This is a genomic window from Frankia sp. AgB1.9 (assembly GCF_016786355.1).
GTDB lineage: Bacteria > Actinomycetota > Actinomycetes > Frankiales > Frankiaceae > Pseudofrankia.
In genome coordinates this window covers 44,375-62,928 of the sequence record NZ_JADWYX010000032.1, presented here as the reverse complement: position 1 = coordinate 62,928, position 18,554 = coordinate 44,375, and the positions used below count along the sequence as shown (strand labels likewise).

The 18,554-nt window shown below is 72.6% G+C and carries 13 protein-coding genes; 4 read left to right on the top strand and 9 right to left on the bottom strand.

Annotated elements, in window-relative coordinates; translation table 11 throughout:
* The first annotated feature begins 105 nt into the window (after window positions 1-105).
* Complete coding sequence (locus I6A60_RS14955; RefSeq protein WP_307873686.1) at window positions 106-609, top strand: PH domain-containing protein; 504 nt, start codon at window positions 106-108, stop codon at window positions 607-609.
* A 23-nt stretch (window positions 610-632) separates the two neighbouring features.
* On the opposite strand, the gene I6A60_RS14950 is transcribed toward I6A60_RS14955, so the two are convergent.
* The 7 genes from I6A60_RS14950 to I6A60_RS14920 form a co-directional block, all read right to left on the bottom strand.
* Window positions 633-1,286 carry a hypothetical protein gene (locus I6A60_RS14950; protein WP_203023332.1) on the bottom strand — a complete coding sequence of 218 codons (654 nt, stop codon included), beginning with the start codon at window positions 1,284-1,286 and terminating at the stop codon, window positions 633-635.
* Between the two features lie 147 nt (window positions 1,287-1,433).
* Entirely contained in the window at window positions 1,434-2,081 is a 648-nt protein-coding gene (locus I6A60_RS14945) for a hypothetical protein (protein WP_203023331.1), read from the bottom strand.
* A gap of 706 nt (window positions 2,082-2,787) precedes the next feature.
* Window positions 2,788-3,987, bottom strand: coding sequence for a hypothetical protein (locus I6A60_RS14940; protein ID WP_203016031.1), 1,200 nt, complete (start codon window positions 3,985-3,987; stop codon window positions 2,788-2,790).
* Between the two features lie 332 nt (window positions 3,988-4,319).
* Window positions 4,320-4,820, bottom strand: a complete 501-nt coding sequence (locus I6A60_RS14935) for a GtrA family protein (RefSeq protein WP_203016029.1) — start codon at window positions 4,818-4,820, stop codon at window positions 4,320-4,322.
* Between the two features lie 360 nt (window positions 4,821-5,180).
* A complete protein-coding gene (locus I6A60_RS14930) occupies window positions 5,181-6,623 on the bottom strand; it encodes a UDP-glucose/GDP-mannose dehydrogenase family protein (RefSeq protein ID WP_307873685.1) in 1,443 nt (480 codons plus the stop codon).
* 357 nt (window positions 6,624-6,980) lie between these two features.
* A complete protein-coding gene (locus I6A60_RS14925; RefSeq protein WP_203016027.1) occupies window positions 6,981-7,898 on the bottom strand; it encodes a TIGR03089 family protein in 918 nt (305 codons plus the stop codon).
* Window positions 7,895-9,337 carry an LCP family protein gene (locus I6A60_RS14920; protein ID WP_238435463.1) on the bottom strand — a complete coding sequence of 481 codons (1,443 nt, stop codon included), beginning with the start codon at window positions 9,335-9,337 and terminating at the stop codon, window positions 7,895-7,897. The genes I6A60_RS14925 and I6A60_RS14920 overlap by 4 nt, the downstream gene beginning before the upstream one ends.
* A 791-nt stretch (window positions 9,338-10,128) precedes the next feature.
* Here I6A60_RS14920 and I6A60_RS14915 point away from each other — a divergent pair.
* Window positions 10,129-11,685: an LCP family protein gene (locus I6A60_RS14915; protein ID WP_203016025.1), complete on the top strand. Its 1,557-nt coding sequence runs from the start codon at window positions 10,129-10,131 to the stop codon at window positions 11,683-11,685.
* Between the two features lie 3 nt (window positions 11,686-11,688).
* Here the strand turns inward: I6A60_RS14915 and I6A60_RS14910 are convergent, their stop codons facing one another.
* A complete protein-coding gene (locus I6A60_RS14910) occupies window positions 11,689-13,224 on the bottom strand; it encodes an LCP family protein (RefSeq protein ID WP_203016023.1) in 1,536 nt (511 codons plus the stop codon).
* A 278-nt stretch (window positions 13,225-13,502) separates the two neighbouring features.
* Complete coding sequence (locus I6A60_RS14905) at window positions 13,503-15,584, bottom strand: phospholipid carrier-dependent glycosyltransferase (RefSeq protein WP_203016021.1); 2,082 nt, start codon at window positions 15,582-15,584, stop codon at window positions 13,503-13,505.
* A 279-nt stretch (window positions 15,585-15,863) separates the two neighbouring features.
* On the opposite strand from I6A60_RS14905, the gene rfbD reads away from it, so the two are divergent.
* A complete protein-coding gene (gene rfbD, locus I6A60_RS14900; protein ID WP_203016041.1) occupies window positions 15,864-16,742 on the top strand; it encodes a dTDP-4-dehydrorhamnose reductase in 879 nt (292 codons plus the stop codon).
* Window positions 16,743-16,828: 86 nt separating this feature from the next.
* Entirely contained in the window at window positions 16,829-18,544 is a 1,716-nt protein-coding gene (gene metG, locus I6A60_RS14895) for a methionine--tRNA ligase (RefSeq protein WP_203016017.1), read from the top strand.
* The last annotated feature ends 10 nt before the right edge of the window (window positions 18,545-18,554 follow it).

Sequence of the window (18,554 nt, the reverse complement as noted above, 5' to 3'; positions counted from 1 at the left end):
CGGCGCCCGCTCGGCCCAGACCGTAGCCGAACGGCGGACGTCCGCCGGAATCGTGCGCGGCGGCCCATGCCCGGCCGCTTCGCCGCAAGTGCGAACATCGGTCCTGTGGGTTTTCCCGAGGACATCCTGACCGACGACGAGATGGTCGTGCTGGACCTGCATCCACACTGGATCCGGCTGGTGGGGCCGTTGGCCTGCGCGGTGGTGGTGCTTCTGCTCGCGGTGCTCGGGGTGTTCTTCACGCCGAGCGGCGCGGTGCAGCACCCGCTCCAGTACCTGATTCTGATCGTCGCCGTGGCGGCGCTGTTCTGGCTGAGCATCCGGCCCTGGCTGCGCTGGGTCACCACCCGGTATGTGATCACTACCGAGCGGGTCCTGCTGCGGGACGGCATCCTGACCAGGTCCGGCCACGACATTCCGCTGGGCCGGATCAACGACGTCGGCTTCCGACAGACCCTGTTCGAGCGCATGTTCAGCTCGGGCACGCTGACGATCGAGAGTGCCGGTGAGCGCGGCCAGCTGAGCCTCACCAGCGTCCCCGACGTCGAGCAGGTGCACCTGCGCCTCTACGAGCTCGGTGAGGACCTGCAGGGCCGCGCGAGCGCCTGACTGCCCGGCCGCCGCCGTACGCGCTACGGAGCGGTGAAGTCGCGCCACCAGGCGATCAGGCCTGCCGCGTCGGTGCTGGTCGCCGACAGCGCGGTCCGGTCGGCTGTCACCGTCCAGAAGATGTCGAAGCTCCCGGCGGGCGTCCCGGTGGGGCCGCGGTCGCACAGGAAGACGCCTAGCTGCCTGGTCGAGCGGCCCCAGGTCTCCGTGCTCGGCTGGCCGGCCGAGCAGCTGCCGACGTCGTCGATCGCGGCGGCCCGCCGGTCGGCGTCGGCCTTCAGGGTGGCCGCGTCCCGGTAGTGGCGCGCGACGACCTCGGCCGGTCCCGGCTCGCTGGCCGACACGTTCGTCTCGCAGCGCACCGCCGCGTCGACCCCCTGGCCGAGGCCGAGCCCCGGGCCCGGCGGCTCGGTGACCCGGTCAGCCGGGGCCGGCACGCAGTCGTGCACCTTCAGCGGCCCGAGCGTCCCGACGAGCGCCCGTTCGGCCGGCGTCAGCCCGTCCGGCGGTGACGTGCTGGCGGCGGGCGGGGCGCCCTGGCTGGCGGTGCCAGCCGGCCCGGAGCCGCCGGCGGCGGGGCCGCCGCCACCGGCGGTGAGGACGACGGTGGAGGTCACGGCGGCCGCGACCACCAGCGCACCACCGGCCGCCACCGCGACGACAGTCCGACGCCGCATCGGTCCCTCCCGTTCAGCCGTCGCCCGCGCGGGGCGTACCTGCGCGTTCCCGATCGGTGCGACGCTCACCGGCTGCGGTTCGTTGCCATCGACCGCCGGCACGGACCTGGCGACCGGCGGGCCCTGGGGCCTGGGCTGGCGGCCGGCTCAGGCCGGGCGGGCCGTGGCCGCGGTGCCGCCAGTCGAGTCCGGGAACGGCTGGAACAGCTCCCACCACTGGAAGAGCGCCCGTGGGTCGCTGCCGTAGCCGAGGAACGAGACCAGGTCTTCGTCCGAGGTCCAGAACAGGAAGTGCTGGCCGGCATGGGTGTCGCAGATGACCGTGCCGCCGGCCTGGGTGTGCGGCCCGGTGTCCCAGGTGAAGATCTCGCTCCCACCGGTCTCGCAGTCGCCGTCGTCGGCCACGTCGCCAGCCCGGGCCGTGACGTCGGCCGTCAGGCTGGCGTCGTCGCGGTAGCCGAAGACGGCGATCTGCTGATGGGTGTCGGTGGTCGAGCAGAAGAGGGCGGCCGTCACACCCGCGCCGGCCGGGGCCGGGTTCGGCCGGCAGTCGACGAGGGCGGCCGGGTCCAGCCGGGCCGCGAGGGCCCGCTGCGCGTCGGTCCAACCCTGGTCCGGCGTCGCGGCGGGCGCGGCCGCGGCCAGCGGGGACGCGGAGGCTCCGCCGGAGCGTGTCGCGACCGCGAGCAGGCCGCCGATGACGGCCGCGGCCACCAGTACCCCGGCGGCCACGACCAGCGCGACCACCAGTGGCCGGCGCTGGGAGCGTGGGGCGGCGGCGGGAAACGGGGTCATGGCGAGCGGCGCCGTGCCCGGGCCCACCGCACCCGGGGGCGGCGCCGATCCCGGCCAGCCGGGCGGCGCCGGCATCGGCGGCCACGGCGGGCGAGGAGCGGGGTGTGCCTGCGCGCCCGGCGGGATGGCCCAGCCCGGCGCGGGCGGGGTCCGTCCCGGCGGGCCGGCGGGCCGCGGGGGCGCCATCGGTGGGAACGGCGTCGGCGGAGCCGGTCGAGCCGGCGTCGGTCTAGGCGGCGCGGGACGTCCGGGCGGCGGCGCGCCCGGCGCCGGGCGGGACGCCGCCGGGGCTGGCGGTGCCGCCGGGGGAGACGGCGCGGCCGGCGGTTCCCGGAACGGCAGCGGGGTGACATCCGCCCAACTGGCGAGTGACGTCCACGGGCCGTCGTCGCCCGCGGTCCCGTCAGGCCGAGGCGGCACGTTGTCAGGCGGGCTCGCCACCGTTCCTCCCGGGTGTCCGCCCGCGGCCGGCACGGTCGTGGACAGGGTTGCTGGCTGGGACGGGGCCCGGGAACGGGCCGCCGCCGTGGACGGAGCTCGGCGGGTCAGCCGGCGCCGCCGAGGGCCGGGGCTGGCCTGGTTCGGCCGGCCACCGGCCTGGCGACTGGCCGAGCCGGCCGATCAGACGCCTCCAGTGTGCGCCGTCGCCCGGGGGTCGAGCCGGGCGACGGCACACACTGGAGGCAGCGGCACTACTGGCCGGGCACTACTGGACGGGCTCGAAGTCGTGCCACCAGGTGTAGAGGGCGACGCCGTCCTTGTCCGTGGCGAAGAAGCCGAGCAGCTTGTCGTTGTAGTACCAGCGAAGGTAGGCGGCGCCGTCGCTGGTGTGGCCGCACAGCAGCGCGCCCTCGTCGGTCTCCTGGTTCTCGTAGTTCCAGGTGCTGACCTGGTCCTTACCGGCCTTGCAGTCGCCGGTCTCGGTGATCGCGTCGCCGTAGAACTTCGTGTCGTGCTGGAGACCGGTGTCGTTGACGTAGCTGAACGCGTAGACGCCGCGCCCGTCGTCGCCGGCTGTGCACAGCACGGCCGCCTGGACGTCGTCGTTCTCCTGGTCGGGCGCCGGGTCGCAGTTCTTCATCGAGCTCGGGTCGAGCTGGTCGACCAGCGCCTGCTCGTCGGTGCTCAGCCCGGTCGGTGTCACCGTCGGCACCGCGGTCGTCGGCGCTGGCGTCGGGACGCCGGTTGTCGGCCCGACCGTGAGGGTCGGCGACGGCGTCGGGCGGGGGGTGGGCTTGTCGCCGCCGCCGGAAAGGCTCACCGCCAGCACCACGATCAGGATGACCACGACGAGGGCGGCGGCCACCGCACCGATGATCAGGTTGCGGCGGTTGTTGTTGCGCGGAGGCTGCGGGGCGCCCGGGTAGCCGGAGCCATAGCCCGGCGGCTGGCCGTACCCCGGCTGCTGGGCCTGCTGGCCGTAGTCGTAGCCGGGCGCGGGAGTGCCGCCATAGCCGGGCGCGGGGGTGCCGTAGCCAGGTGCCGGGGTGCCGTAGCCGGGCTGCTGGGCCGCGTAGCCGGGGTACCCCGGCTGCTGGGCCTGGCCGTAGTCGTACCCGGGCTGCTGGGCCTGCTGGCCGTAGTCGTAGCCGGGCGCGGGCGTGCCGTAAGGCTGCTGAGCCTGCGGCTGCTGCGGGTAGCCCTGGGCCGGGTAGCCAGGCGGGGCCGGGTACTGCTGCTGCGGGTCGTACGAGCCCGGTGTCGGCGTCTGGGGCGCCGGATAGCCGGGCGGGTACGCGGTGGTCGGCGGATAGGGCTGCTGGCCAGCCGGAGGTGGTGGCGGCGTCTGGCCAGCGCCGCCTCCGGCCGAGCCCGGCGGGTAAGGCGGCTGAGCCGGCGTCGCGGCGCCGCCGACGAGCTGGGTCTCGGCGTCCGAGTTGTCCGGCTCGTAGTCCGATGGCTGCATGGTTGTGGTTCCCCTCCCGGAACGGTCCCCGGGCTCGTCGATTTCTCAACCCCGGACCGGTGTCCGATGTTAGGAGGTCGCCCCGGCTGGGGCATCTTCCGGTCGCTTGTCGGACATGGGAGGTCGCAGGTCCGACAGGCGTCCGTTGTTTCCCGCCGTGAGCATTCCCGGCCCCGGGCATGCGGCGGCGCCGGCCGGCTGGTCCGGTCGGCGCCGTTATGGCTCGGGGCGGGCGAATGCCGCGCTGTGCCGTCGGTCTATCGAGGACCGACGGCGGGACTCGCTTCGAATACGGTTGCGCGGCCGTCAGGTGGGTTCGCGAAGGCCGGGACTCAGCGGCCGGCCGGCTCCGGGACGCGGGCCGGAGTCGGGGCGTCAGGGCCCGAGACCGCGCGCGGGTGGTCCGGGTGCAGGAAGACCCAGCGCTTGTAGGCCCAGAAGCGGAACACCGTGCCCAGCCCGGTTCCCAACACGTTGCCGAACACGTTGAAGGCGATGGCGCCCTTCAGGTGCAGCACATACTCGCCGAAGCCGAGGCAACCGAGCGCGATGCCGAGGCCGATCACATTGAGAATGAAGAAGATCGTGTACTCACGGCGAACACCGCTGCGCGCCCGGTGGGTGAAGGACCACTGGCGGTTCCCGATGTACGCGACCGTTGCCGCAATGACCGTGGAAATCGTCTTGGCGAGCAGCCAGTCCATGTGGAACTGGACGTGACACACGTTCGACACGACGAAGTCGACGACATATGCGACAGCGCCGACGACGCCGAACTTGCCGACCTCACGGATGAGCAGCTGGACCCGGGAGGGCCGTGCCCGATGCTTCACGACAGGCAACCTCGGTTGATTTCTGCCACCTGCCGAGACTACCGACGCCTCCTGGCGGTCCATCGACTGCCCCCGGCGGTCTACTGGCGCACCCGCGGTGGTCGACACGGAGACGATCGGATCAACGACGGGAGGCAACAGTTCTCCTTGGCAGGGTGACGGGCGGTATCGACGGATGGTGTGCCCTCGGGTGCGCGTCGTGACACGGCCCTCGGGCCGGTGGCGGGCGGGCCGACCGCCCCGGGACCTTCGACCACGCGCCTCATCGGCGCAATCCACTCCAGCGTGACAATCGGCATTCCGGGTCGCAACCCGGACACTGCCTCGGCGGTAGCCAGGCTCACGAGGCCGTGTCCCCGCTCAGGCCGCGGCCTCGTCGTCGTTGAGGTCGTCCGCGGCCGGCTGGCTGCCGGCGTGGCTCGGCCGGCCCAGGCTGTGGTACGCCCAGCCCGCCTCGCGCCAGCGCTGTTCGTCGAGCGCGTGCCGGCCGTCGACGACCACGGCGCCGGCGACGTGGGGCAGCAGGGCCGCCGGATCCAGCGTGCGGAACTCGGCCCACTCGGTGAGCACCAGCACCGCGTCCGCGGCCGCCACCGCCTCCCGCACCGAGGTCGCGTAGGTCAGTGACGGGTAGCGCAGCCGCGCGTTCGGGATCGCGGCCGGGTCGTAGACGATGACCTGCGCGCCCTCGGCGGCGAGCTCCGCCGCGATGTCCAGCGCGGGCGAGTCGCGGATGTCGTCGGAGTTCGGCTTGAACGCGGCGCCGAGCACGCCTAGGCGCCGGCCGGCGACCACGCCGCCGAGCGCCGCGCGGGTCAGCGTCACCGCCCGCTGCCTGGCCCGCAGGTTCACCGCGTCGATCTCGGCGAGGAACGCCAGCGACGACCCGGCGCCCAGCTCGGTCGCCCTGGCCTGGAAGGCGCGGATGTCCTTGGGCAGGCAGCCACCGCCGAAGCCGATGCCGGGCCGCAGGAACCGGTTGCCGATCCTGGCGTCGTAGCCGATCGCGGTGGCCAGCTCCAGCACGTCGGCGCCGGCCACGTCGCAGATCTCCGCCATCGCGTTGATGAACGAGATCTTGGTGGCGAGGAACGCGTTCGCGGCGACCTTGACCAGCTCGGCGGTGGCGTAGTCGGTGACGACCACCGGCGTGCCCGCCTCGATAGTCGCCGTGTACACCGCGCGCAGCCGTGCCTCGGCGGCACCGCCCGGCGCGACGCCGAACACCAGCCGGTCGGGCCGCAGGGTGTCCTCGACGGCGAAGCCCTCGCGCAGGAACTCCGGGTTCCAGGCGAGCTCGACATCGGGCGCCGCGGCGCTGATCCGGGCCGCGAGGCCGGCCGCCGTGCCCGCTGGGACGGTGGACTTGCCGACGATCAGCGCGCCCGGCGCGAGCCCGGCCGCGATCAGCTGGTCCACGGCGGCGTCGACGTAGCGCAGGTCCGCGCCGCCGTCACCAGCCCGCTGCGGCGTGCCGACGCAGACGAAGTGCACGTCGGCCCAGCCGGCGATGCCGTCGATGTCGGTCGTGAACGACAGCCGGCCGGACTCGAGGTTCTTGCGCAGCAGCTCCTCGAGGCCCGGCTCGAAGATGGGCACCTCGCCGGCGGCGAGCCGGTCGACCTTGGCCGCGTCGACGTCGTAGCCGATGACGGTGAAGCCCAGCTCCGCCATGCAGACGGCGTGGGTGGCGCCCAGGTAGCCGGTACCGAGGACCGCGATCCGCGGTCCCGTCTCGGCGGCGGCGGTCGGCACGGCGGGCCGATCGTCCGAGCTCGATGTGCTCGCGCTGGACCTGGTCACGCTTGTCGCCGCCTTTCCGCCTCGGCTGCCATCTGGGTCAGCCGCCCTGTAGCCTGCCACGCCCGGTCGGTGCGCCCGTGCCGGCCGCCAGCGTGGGCCGATACCGGCCCTTATCGACCGTAACTGGGCTCGGGGCCCCGGGGGCGGCCGGTCGCCGCCGTCCGCCGAGCCGTCCACGGACGGCAACCGCGCGTTGCGGCACCGTTCGCCGGATCGGGGGATCCCTGGCGCGAACCGGGAGAATCCGGGCCCCGCCGTCTGTCCAGTTGTCACGCTGTGGAGTACCCGACTGAGGCGGCCGCGCACCTGCTCGTAGGTCCCGCTCGCCTCAGTCCGTCGACGAGAAGCCGGGCCGGGTCAGTCCGTCGGCGAGGGCCGGGCCGCGTCCGGCAGCCGGAGCTGTCGGACGCCCACCGGCACGGAACGGACGGTTCCGCAGACCATGGTCACCTTCTCCTGGGTGATCCGCCGGGCGAGCGCCGCGTCGTCCAGGTTGGCGTCCAGATGGCGGCACAGCACCACCGAGGCCCCGGCCACCAGTGGCGCGAGCACGCTGCCCAGCAGGCCCTCCGCGCTCGCCGGGCCGGCGGTGGACAGCACCCGGTCACCCGCGCCGATCCCGGCCGCCGCCGCGACCTCGCCGGCCCGAGCCAGCAGCGCGGCCTGGTCGGCCGGTGGCGCAGGCGCCGCGAACCGGTCGCCGTGGGCTGGCACCTCGGCGGCGAAGTCGAGCACGCCGGCGACCGGGTGCGCCATCCGGGCGCCGAACGGCCGCAGCGACAGCGCGACGACCTCGTCCGCGCCCAGCCCGAGTGCCGCGTCCACCCGGCTCTCCGCGACGAACAGCGCCTGGACGTCGCCGGTCGCCTCGTCGTCGGGGTCGTCCTCGGCGCCACCCTCCTGCTCGCCACCCTCCTGCTCCGGCCCGAGGGCGACGAGCACCTCGCAGCCGGCGGACCAGGCGGCCAGCAGGATCACGACGGTCAGCCAGTGCGCAGGCAGATCCACGCCGACCCGGTCGCCCGGGGCGAGGCCGAGTGTGTCCACCAGCAGGTTCGCCGTCTTCGCCACCCAGTTGTCCAGCGTGATCCCGGACAGCTCGACCCGTTCGCCGGTCGCGTCGTCGTAGAACGTCACCAGCGGGCTCGCCCCGTCGGCGCGCAGCCGGGCCGCCAGCGCCGCCGCCACCCCGGGATAGGCCGGGCGACCGGCGACCGGCCCGTCGAGGCCGAGAAGCGTGAGGACCGGCGTCAGGCGGGGAGCGCCGTCCGTCACGGCGTGCACGCGGTGTTGGCCGGGACACCGCCGGTGCCCGGCGCCGCGGTGGTGGGGGCGACGGCCGCCGGGCCGCCCGCCGTGGCACCGGGGGCGGTCGCTCCGGTCGTGCCGGCCGCCGTCGACGCGGCGGTGACGCCGGTGAACGACGAACCGACGACGATCGTGACGCCGGTCGTGGAGAGCGCCGCGTCCGCGACGGCCCGCGAGCCGGGGATCTTCGCCACGAGCGCCTTGGCGGCGCCCTCCTGGCCCGGCGGGTAGCGGACCTCGGTCGCGGCCTGGCTCGTGGCGGCGGTGCTGGCGGTCATCAGGCCGCCGAAGCCGAGCGCGGTCAGGCCGGTCCTCGTCTCACCGGCCAGGCCGTTGCGGCCGGACGCGTTCACGATCCGCGCGACCGTCACCTGGCTGGGCGGGACCGCCGGCGCCGACGCGAGGGCCGCGCTCTGCGGCGGCGCCGGGCGCAGCGGGGCGAGGATCTGCTGCATCTCGTCGGAGTTCACCAGCAGCACGTCACCGTGATAGCCCATCGCGCCCTGGTCATCGCTCGCGCCCTCGCTGGGCAGCGGCACGTGCGTCGGGATGGTGATGAACCTGACCTTGCCGGAGCCCAGCTTGCTGGCGCGGTCGGCGAGCTCGACCAGGTTCAGGCCGCTGTCGGTGGTCAGCGCGCCGCCGACGGCGCCGAGCATCTGCGTGACGGTCACCGGGTTGGTCAGCGTGCCGGCGGTCGTGGTCTTGGCGAGCAGCTTGGAGAGGAACTGCTGCTGGCGCAGAATCCGGAGCCGTTCGTCACCCAGCGCGTGGCGGGTCCGGACGAAGGCGAGCGCCTGGTCACCGTTCAGCGTGTTCTCCCCTAGGTGACCGTGCCACTGCGAATAGTTGTCGTTCAGGTTGGTCGTACTGCCATCCGGCATTGTAGTGACACAGACCGTGACGCCGTGGACGGCATCCACGACCTGCTTGAAGCCGGCGAGGTCGATGACGACGTAGTGGTCGATGTGCAGGCTGGTCAGGCTCTCCAGCGTCGAGGTCAGGCCGGACACACCCGCGTAGGTGAGGATGTTGGTCAGCTTGTCCTTGCCGTCGGCGGGCGTGCCCTTGACCTTGGGGACCACCGGGATCAGCTCGTCGCGCGGGAACGACAGCAGCGTCGCGGTGCCGTTCTTGTCGAAGTGGGCGATGATCGTCGTGTCCGACCGGATGCCCTCGACCTGCTTGCCGCCGTACTCGTTGCCGGTGCCGTCCCGGCTGTCGTCGCCGAGCAGCAGGATGTTCTCGTCGCCGGCGACCTCGGCCGGGCGGTTGCCGGCCGGGTGCCAGCTCGAGTCGTGCGTGACCTTGCTGCTGAACTGGTTGTAGAGGAACCAGCCGCCGGCACTGACCGCGAGCACCAGGACGGACAGCAGCGCGCAACCGACCAGCGAGAGCCGTCGCAACCCCGACCGGCGCCTGCGCGGGTTCCGGGGACTGAGCTCCGGAGGCAGGCGGTCGGTTGGCCGGGGTGAATTGCCCGGGTGTGGCCGAGATGGCTGGCCCGGGTGCGGCCGAAATGTCGTCGCTGTATTGCTCACCGGCGGTTCGGCCCTCCTTGGCGGGTCGTCCGCTCGGCGCGGCCCTCAACCAGCTGGGCTCGCCGAGATCGTCGCGTCGATCTCCGTTGATCGAGATTGTCGGGCGCCGCCGTCGCGTTCCCCACGGGGCGGATGCGCGCGGAAACCCGCGCCCAGTCTGGATCTCACCGTCTAGGACGCTCCGCGCTGGTTGGACGTTGTCGCCCGGCGCCGCAAGCCTCGTCACAACAGACGCATGCCCCGTTGTTGGTACCCAACGTCACGTCGTTGACGCCCCGGTGGAATCCGCCCTACACCACCCCCGCCCGGGGGCACGTGTTCGCAGGTCATCCCGGGCAGACGGGGTACGGCCCCGGGCCGGTCGGTTTGGCGTCCGAGGCCGCCGCGCCGGCCGTCGGGGGAGTGCGGCGACCGGCCCGCCGTTCCGTTCACAGGTCCTGTTGTTACCGTCTGGTCGGTTGCCCGACGGATAGTCGCAATCATGTGTTTGCGGTGTGTATAGAGGTTCTGGGCGGTGGTAGCGGCCAGGACCACGCGAGTGTCACCGCCGCTGCACCGATTGCGTCAGCCTCGGCCCACGCCGTGACGCATCACCCGAACGTCAGCACTTATCATCATTTTCTGCCCAGTAGCGCCCGAGAGGGGAGACCGGGGACGTGTCCTACCCGACAACGCTTCCGCCCCATCTCAGCCCCAGGGAGGACGGCGGCCAAGGCCGGCGCGAACGCGGTGGTGGCCGGCGGGCGCTGCGGATCCTGCTGGGCTTCGTCTCGGTCGTCGTGCTGCTGATCAGCGTCGGCGGCTGGGCCCAGTACACCTACGCCAACGGCAACGTGCACCACATCTCGCTGAACCTGGGCGGCAACCGGCCGGACAAGACGTTCGGGGTGTCGAACTACCTGCTCGTCGGCACGGACAGCCGGGCCGGCTCCGGCGACGCGTACGGCGGCTCCCAGGTGCTCGGCCAGCGGTCGGACTCGACGATCCTGATCCACCTGGCCAAGGACGGGTCCACGACGATGGTCTCGTTCCCGCGCGACACCCTCGTCACGATCCCGGCGTACACCGACGGGAAGGGCAAGCACCACGCGGCGCACCGGGACAAGTTCAACTCGGCGATCTCCGACGGCGGGCCCACCCTGCTGGTGAGCCTGGTCGAGGGCCTGACCGGGATGCGGGTCGACCACTACGTGTCGATGGACCTCGCGGGCTTCAAGCAGATCACCAACGCGATCGGTGGCGTCGACGTCTGCGTGCTGCCGTCGAGCTTCCGGGAGTACGTCGAAGAGGATCACAAGTACAGCACCAACACGAACGACCCGATGAGCGGCTGGCTCGGCGGCCCCGGAACCGTCCACGTGAACGGCGACCAGGCGCTCGCCTTCGTCCGCCAGCGCCACGGGCTGTCCACGCAGGGCGACCTGGACCGGATCCACCGCCAGCAGCAGTTCATGGGCGCGGTGTTCCGCAAGGCCTCCAGCAGTGACATCCTGACGAACCCGATCAAGCTGGAGTCGTTGATCTCGGCGGCGACCTCGGCGCTGACCCTCGACGACAACACCAGCATCACCGACCTCAAGGGCCTGGCCCTGTCGATGAAGGGCGTGGCGTCGGGCTCCATGCACGTGGAGACCCTGCCGACGCACCCGCCGACCGTCGCCGAGGGTGGCAACCCCAAGGACGGGACGCTCGCCCCGTTCGGCGCGGTGCAGATCTACAACCCGGTCGACCTCGCCAGGATCGTCGTCCCGCTCGGCGGCCACGTCGTCGGCGTCACCCTCGACGACACGGCCGCGCCCTCGACGCCCGACCCGGGAGCGACCCCCGGCCCCGTCACCGTCCCGCCCGCGCAGGTCAGCGTCGCCGTCTACAACGGGTCGATGACCAAGGGTCTCGCGTCCAAGGTGACGACCGCGCTCGTGGGCAAGGGCTTCCAGGCGACGACCGCGGGCAACGCCGACGCGCTCACCTACACCACCTCGCGGGTGATCTACGGCACCGGTCAGCAGCAGGCCGCGTGGACCGTGCAGGCCGCGGTTCCCGGCTCGATCGCCCGGCTGGACGCGTCCGTCAAGGGCATCCACCTGATCCTCGGCGCGCAGTACACCGGAGTGGTCACCCCGACTGCCGCGGGCAGCGGCACCACCCCCGCCGCCGCCCCGACGACCCAGGCCCCGCAGGGCCCGCCAGCGCCGCCGAACTGCACCATTTAACAGTTAGTAGGTGCAGCCGCCGGTGAGCTGGGCGGCGGTGGTGGCCGGGGCCGGGCGGGCCGGGGCGGACTGCGCGGCGCCGCCGGTCGGGCTGGCCGCCGACGTGGTCACGTCGCTGACGCCGTTGAAGCCCTCGCCGAGGACCAGCGAGACGGTGCCGCTGGTCAGCGTCGGGTCGACGGAGAAGCTGGCGCCGGGCACGACCGCCCCGAGCGCGCGGGCGTCGGCCTCGTCGCCGGGCGGGTAGCGGACCTGGGTGGTCGCGGGCGCCTTGCCAGACCAGGTCTGCGCGGCACCGACGACGAAGCCGGCGGTCGCCAGCGAGCTGGCCGTGCGGCCCGCGGTCCCTTCGAGGCCGGTCGCGTTGAAGACGTCCACCTTGAAGTCCGACCGTGGTGAGACCGGGCCCGCGCTGATGCCCTGACCACCGGTCGCGGCTGGCTCGGTGCTGGCCGGGCTCGGGATGCCCCGCAGCGGGGCCAGGAAGGCGTCCAGGGTCCGCTGGTCGTAGATCTGCACCGAGCCGTAGACGGGGAGCTCGCCGAGCGCGTTGGCTCCCTCCGCGGGTGTCGGCGGCCGGACCGGAATCGTCTCGAACCGCAGCTGGTCGGGCCGCAGCCCGTGCATCCGGGTCGCGAGCTTCTGCAGGTCGTCGATCGTCGTCGAGTCGTCGACCGTCAGCGAGCCGAACGCGGCCTGCAGCAGCGACTCCAGCTTCACCGGGTTGGTGAGCACGCCGGTGCTGGTGGCCTTCGCGAACACCGCGCTGATGAACTGCTGCTGACGACGGATCCGGTCGAAGTCGCCGTCCGGCAGGCCGTGGCGCTCGCGGACGAACGCCAGTGCCCGCTCACCGTTGAGATGGTTGGCTCCGACGACCCCGTGCCACTGCGACCACGGGTCGCGCAGGTTGGCCGTACTGCCGTCGGGCAGGGCGCGCACGCAGACCGTCACCCCACCGATCGCGTCGGTGATCTGGCGGAAGCCGGCGAGGTCGACCTGGACATAGTGGTCGATCCGCAGCTGGGTCAGCCGTTCGATGGTCCTGATCAGCAGGGACGGGCCGCCGGTGGTGATCGCCGAGTTCAGCTTGCCCTTGCCGTGGCCCGGGATCGCGACGAGCGTGTCCCGCGGGAAGGAGACCAGCGTCGTCGTCCCGTCCGGAGCGAGGTGGGCGACGATCGTCGTGTCCGAGCGCTCGCCGTCGACGGCGCCCTCGCTCTCGAACTCGGTGCCGGTCCCGGCCCTGCTGTCAGAGCCGACGATGAGGAAGTTGACGGCTCCGCCGACGCCGGCCGCCGGTCGGTCAGTACCCAGGTTCAGCTTGATGCGGGCGATCTGGCCGTCGAAGTACCGGTACACGGTGTAGCCGCCGACGGAGACCACGAAGACGAGGGCGGACAGCGTCGCGGCGATGATCACCAGCGTGCGGCCCGCTGTGCCCCTGGCTCTGCCTCGACCGGGCCGCGAGCCGTGGGGGTCGAGTTCCGCAGGCAGCGCCGGGGTGGAGACCAGAGGCTTTGGCGGTGCTTCTGTCACCGTCTGAGCACCTCCCGCTCCTGCGCGGATATTCGACCGGCAGGATTGTTGCCCTCCGAAGTCATGTCGACACTCAAGGTACCCGCTCGTAGCCGCGCGTACCCGACACCCGTGCGTAGATGTTCTTGCCTGTGAAGCGACGGAGTGAACCCGGGATGCTGTGAGCGCGGGAGTAAGCGGGCGGAGTGGTCGCCTGAGGGACGAAGGCGGCCGCGGAGCCCGTGAAGCGACGGAGTGAACCCGGGATGCTGTGAGGCTCGAGAGAGGGCGGGCGGGACCTAGGCGGTGAGCGGAGCGGGCTCTGGCCGCGGCCCGGTGACGCCGGTGGCCGGCTGCGGCATTTGGCGGCCACCGGCGACGGCCGGCGGTGTCGTCGGCGCCGACGGCCGTTCCCGCAGCGCCGAGCGTCCGACGTAGGCCAGTGAGACCAGCGCGAACGTCACCGTCACAGCGAGGATCGCGAACGTCACCCCGGACGGGAACGGCGCCCAGCGGGCGATCGCGGCCACCACGTCGGGCACCCGGGCCGGGGTGAAGCGCACGCCGCGGCCCAGCCAGTAGTAGCTGCAGATCGCCAGCAGCGCGAACGCCTGCATGAGCAGCGCCCCGACGAGCATGACGACCGGTGTCCACCGGTCCCGGCGGCCGAGCAGCCGGGCGAGCCCGGCGGCGATGACCACACCGGCGCCGACGAGACCCAGATAGAGGTACCGCCCCTGGACGGCGATGCCGCGGGTGTACAGCTCATACTCGGCCCAGCTGCGCTGGGCGACCGTCACGTAGGCGAAGGCGACCGGTAGCAGCAGCACCACCGGGATGGCCGCTCGGGCCAGCCGGTCCAGCCACGTCCGCCGGGACACCTGGCCAAGCCCGCTCACCAGGCACGCGACCGCGACGACGCCGACGATCACCGTCGCCGCCACGATCGCCACCGGGGTCAGCTGCGGGGGCTCGAACATCCCGAGGCCGCCCCAGAACCGGCTGATCATCGTCCTGATGAAGTACCAGAGCCAGGTCCAGAACGAGTCCGGCAACAGCAGTGACTCCCTGCGCGGCGGATCAGCGTCCCAGCCGTTCGGCTGAACGGCGCCGTAGAGGACGTAGTTGCGGACCCACCACCAGCCGCCGAGCCCGAGGCCGACGGCGAGGGCCACGATCGTGGGCCCCCACGGCAGCGAGCCGACCAGGGCCCGCGCCCGCCCGCCTCGGGCGGCCGGCACTGCGGTGGCCTGGGCGTCGGTGGCCGGCACGTCGGTGGCCGGTCTCGGCCGGCTGTGCCACCAGCCCACGAGGTAGGCGGCGACGACCATCAGCGGCAGCAGCAGCGCCAAGCCCTTCGACAGGAAAGTGAGCGCGAGCCACACCCCTGCCCAGACCGCGGTACGCATCCGCCGGTCGCCGCGCAGCACGCCGGCCAGCACGAACGTCAGCACACCCGTGGTGAGTATCAGCACGCCGTCGTTGTTGAACGTCGCCCCGACCCGGTCGAACCCGGGCACCGCGAGCGGCAGCACCGCCGCGCCCCGGGCCACCGCCTCGGACAGCCGCAGCCGGCGTGCCGTCGCCCACGCCAGCAGCGGCAGCGGCGCGACCAGCAGGATGTTCAGCAGCCGCAGAACGTAGACCTGCTGGTCGTAGGCCCAGTTGCTCGCGGGCAGCGCCCCGAGCACCGCGGCGCCGAGCGCGTACACCATCGGCGGGTGCTGCACCATCTGGTTGGACAGCCGGCCGTCGGTGACCGGGCCCGGTCCGCCGAGCGCGTCGAACGAGCCGCGTTGGTCCCGAGGCGTCGGGGTGATCTCGGCGAACGACGGCGATCCGCGCTTCTTTCCGCCGGACTGGAACATGTCCGCGTAGGCGCCCCGGTCGAAGGCGTCCGACGTCGCGGCGACACCCTTGGAGATCATCTTGTTGCCCGGCGCCGGCCAGCCGTCGCCGTGCAGCAGCCCGTAGACCATGTCCACGTGCTGGGCCTCGTCGTAGCCGGTCCACGTCGGGTACGCCACCGAGTACGTGGCCAGCAGGGCCAGGTGCAGCGCGGTGATCACCAGCACGACCGTGGGCACCCGCCGGACCCGCCGCCAGATGGCCCGCGCCGGGCGGGCCAGCGGCCGGTCCGGTCTGCCCGTAGCCGGGCCGGGGCCGCCGTCGGCGGGGTCCGCCTGTGGTTCGTCGCCCAAGTAGGCGGGCAACGGGCCGGGTGCGGACGTGCCGCCGTCGGCGTCGGCCGTCCTCGGCCCGAAGTCGGCCGGCATCGTGGTGGCGGGTGGCGCGTCGATGACGTCGTCCGTCGGGTTCGCTGTGTCCGTGCGCTCGCTGATCGTCGGCTCCGTGGTCCCTGGAGTTCCGTGCGGGCGCACCGTGACGCGCCCGGTGCCGGGCCTAGCTCATCGCCCGGCGATGCCGGCGGTGGTCCCAGCCTCCGTCATTGGGGCCCGATGTCATCGGGGGCCCGGCGCAACGCAACCACACTAACCTGTGCCGGACCTGTGGATTTTCCCCGGCGTCGATGACCAGATCTGAACCCGGTCTTTAACCCGGCCTTGGTCCCAGGCGCGCAGGTCGCGGATATGGTCCCAGGGCCTGATGCAGGTGTCAGGGCCTGGCAGTCTGCCAGACTGCGAGCTGTGCGCGTACTCGTGATCGGTTCCGGTGGCCAGGTCGGCTCCGAGCTGTGCCGGCTGCTGGCCCTCGACCCGCGACTGCCGGCGATCGCTGGGCTGACCAGGTCGGAATGCGACATCACCGATCCGGCCAGGCTTCGCGCAGTGATCCGCGACCAGGCCCGGCCGGCGAAGGTCCAGGGCGGGCTGACCGTCGTCAACACGGCGGCCTGGACCGACGTGGACGGCGCCGAGACGGACGAGGTGGGCGCCTACGCGGTCAACGCCACCGGTCCGGCGCACCTGGCCGCCGCCTGCGCGGAAGCCGGCGCGACCCTGATCCACCTGTCGACCGACTACGTTTTCGACGGCCTGGCCGACAAGCCATACGAGATCGACGACCAGACCGCCCCGGCCTCCGCCTACGGGCGCACGAAGCTCGCCGGCGAGCAGGCCGTGCTCGCGCTGTGCCCGGCGTCCTACGTCGTGCGCACCGCCTGGGTGTACGGCGCCGTCGGGAAGAACTTCGTCAAGACCATGGCGCGGCTCGCCCGCGAGCGCGACACGCTGACTGTCGTCGACGACCAGCACGGCTCGCCGACCTGGTCGGCGGACCTCGCCACCGGGCTGATCGAGCTGATCCTCTCCGGCGCCTCGTTCGGCCTCTACCACTTCACCAACGCCGGCGACACGACCTGGCACTCGTTCGCCCAGGCGATCATGGAGGAGATCGGCGCGGACCCGGCGAAGGTGCTGCCGACGACGACGGCCGCGTTCCCGCGCCCCGCGCCCCGGCCCGCCTTCTCGGTGCTGTCGAACCGCAGCTGGCTGGACGCGGGCCTGACCGCGCCGCGCCCCTGGCGGGACGCGCTGAGCGCGGCCTTCGCCGCCTACCCCGCCGAGCTGCGGGGATAGGTCGAAACGACCGGCCGGCCGGCGGCGCGGTGCCGCCACCGTCGCGGTCGGAAACCGGTTTGCTCCTGCCGGGTAACGTGAAGCACGTGACCGCGCAGATCAACTCGTCCAGCTCGCCAGGGGCCGGCGACGTGCCCGGGGGACGTCCCACCCTGGTGGCGGTCGCCTGGCCCTACGCCAACGGCGCCCCGCATCTCGGACACATCGCCGGCGCGTATCTGCCGGCGGACATCTTCGCGCGGTACCAGCGGATGGCGGGCAACCGCGTGCTGATGGTGTCCGGTTCGGACGCCCACGGCACGCCGATCACGGTGCGGGCCGAAGAGGAGGGCATCACCCCTCAGCAGGTCGTCGACCGATACCACCCGATCTTCCTGGACATCTGGGAGCGGCTCGGGATCTCGTTCGACCTGTTCACGTCGACCCGGACCGAGAACCACACCGCCGTCACCCAGGACGTGTTCACCAGGCTGCGCGCGGCCGGGTACATCTCCATCCAGGAGACGACGCAGTTCTACGACCCGCAGGCCGGCCGGTTCCTGCCGGACCGCTACGTCGTGGGGACCTGCCCGCACTGTGCGTACCCGAGCGCGCGCGGCGACCAGTGCGAGAACTGCGGGCGCACCCTCGACCCCGACCAGCTGATCGAGCCGCGCAGCAAGATGACGGGCGCCGTTCCCGAGCAGCGCCAGACCTCGCACTTCTTCCTGGAGCTGTCGAAGCTCCAGGACGCGCTCCTGGCCTGGTTGGAGACCCGCAAGGGCTGGCGCCGCCACGTGATCAACTGGTCGCTCCAGTTCGTCAAGGACGGCCTGCACGACCGGGCGATCACCCGGGACCTCGACTGGGGCGTCCCGCTGCCCACCGACGAGCTCGGGCCCGGCAAGCGGATCTACGTGTGGTTCGAGGCCGTGATCGGCTACCTGTCGGCCAGCAAGGAGTGGGCGGCGACGATCGCCGGCGCCCCGGAGGCCTGGCGCGACTGGTGGGAGAACCCCGACGCTGCCGCCTACTACTTCGTCGGCAAGGACAACATCCCGTTCCACACGGTGATCTGGCCGGCGATGCTGCTCGGCTACGGCGGCCTCGATCTGCCGACCGACGTGCCGGCCAACCAGTACGTCACGTTCGGCGGGGCGAAGGCCTCCAAGTCGGCCGGGATCGGGCGCTCGGTCCCGGAGTACCTGGAGGTGCTGCAGCCGGACGCGCTGCGCTACGCGCTGGCCACGGTGCTGCCCGAGCAGAACGACACCGAGATCTCCGACGGCGACATCATCCGGCGAGTCAACGACGAGCTGATCGCCAACTGGGGCAACCTGGTCAACCGGGTGATGGCCCAGATCAACAAGTTCTTCGACGGTGTCCTGCCCGACGTCCCGTCGCCGGAGGAGCTCGGCGGCAGCCACGCTGAGCTGCTGGCCAAGGTCGACGAGGGGCTCGCCCGGGTCGCGGAGCTGGTCGAGAAGGTGGAGCTGCGGGCAGCGCTACGGGCCGCGATGGAGACCTCAGGCGAGGTCAACCAGTACCTCTACCGCGAGGAGCCCTGGAAGACCGTCAAGGTCGACCGCGACGCCGCCGCCCGCAGCCTGGCCACGTCCATCCAGGCCATCGCGGGTATCGCCGTCGCGCTGGCGCCGTTCCTGCCGTTCTCGACCGAGCGGCTCCAGGACGTGCTCGGCGTCGACCTGACCGTCTGGCGCCGCCAGGAGGTCCCCGCCGGCCGCCGCCTCGACTGGTCCGCCGGAGGCCTGTTCATCAAGCTCGACCCCAAGGCCCTCGACCGCCCCGAGCCCACCGCCTAGCGCCTGGCTT

What these genes read in the sequence shown, in the direction of transcription:
- I6A60_RS14945 (WP_203023331.1), bottom strand. Translation starts at nt 2,081, where the DNA reads ATGACCCCGTTTCCCGCCGCCGCCCCACGCTCCCAGCGCCGGCCACTG.
- I6A60_RS14950 (WP_203023332.1), bottom strand. Translation starts at nt 1,286, where the DNA reads ATGCGGCGTCGGACTGTCGTCGCGGTGGCGGCCGGTGGTGCGCTGGTG.
- I6A60_RS14940 (WP_203016031.1), bottom strand. Translation starts at nt 3,987, where the DNA reads ATGCAGCCATCGGACTACGAGCCGGACAACTCGGACGCCGAGACCCAG.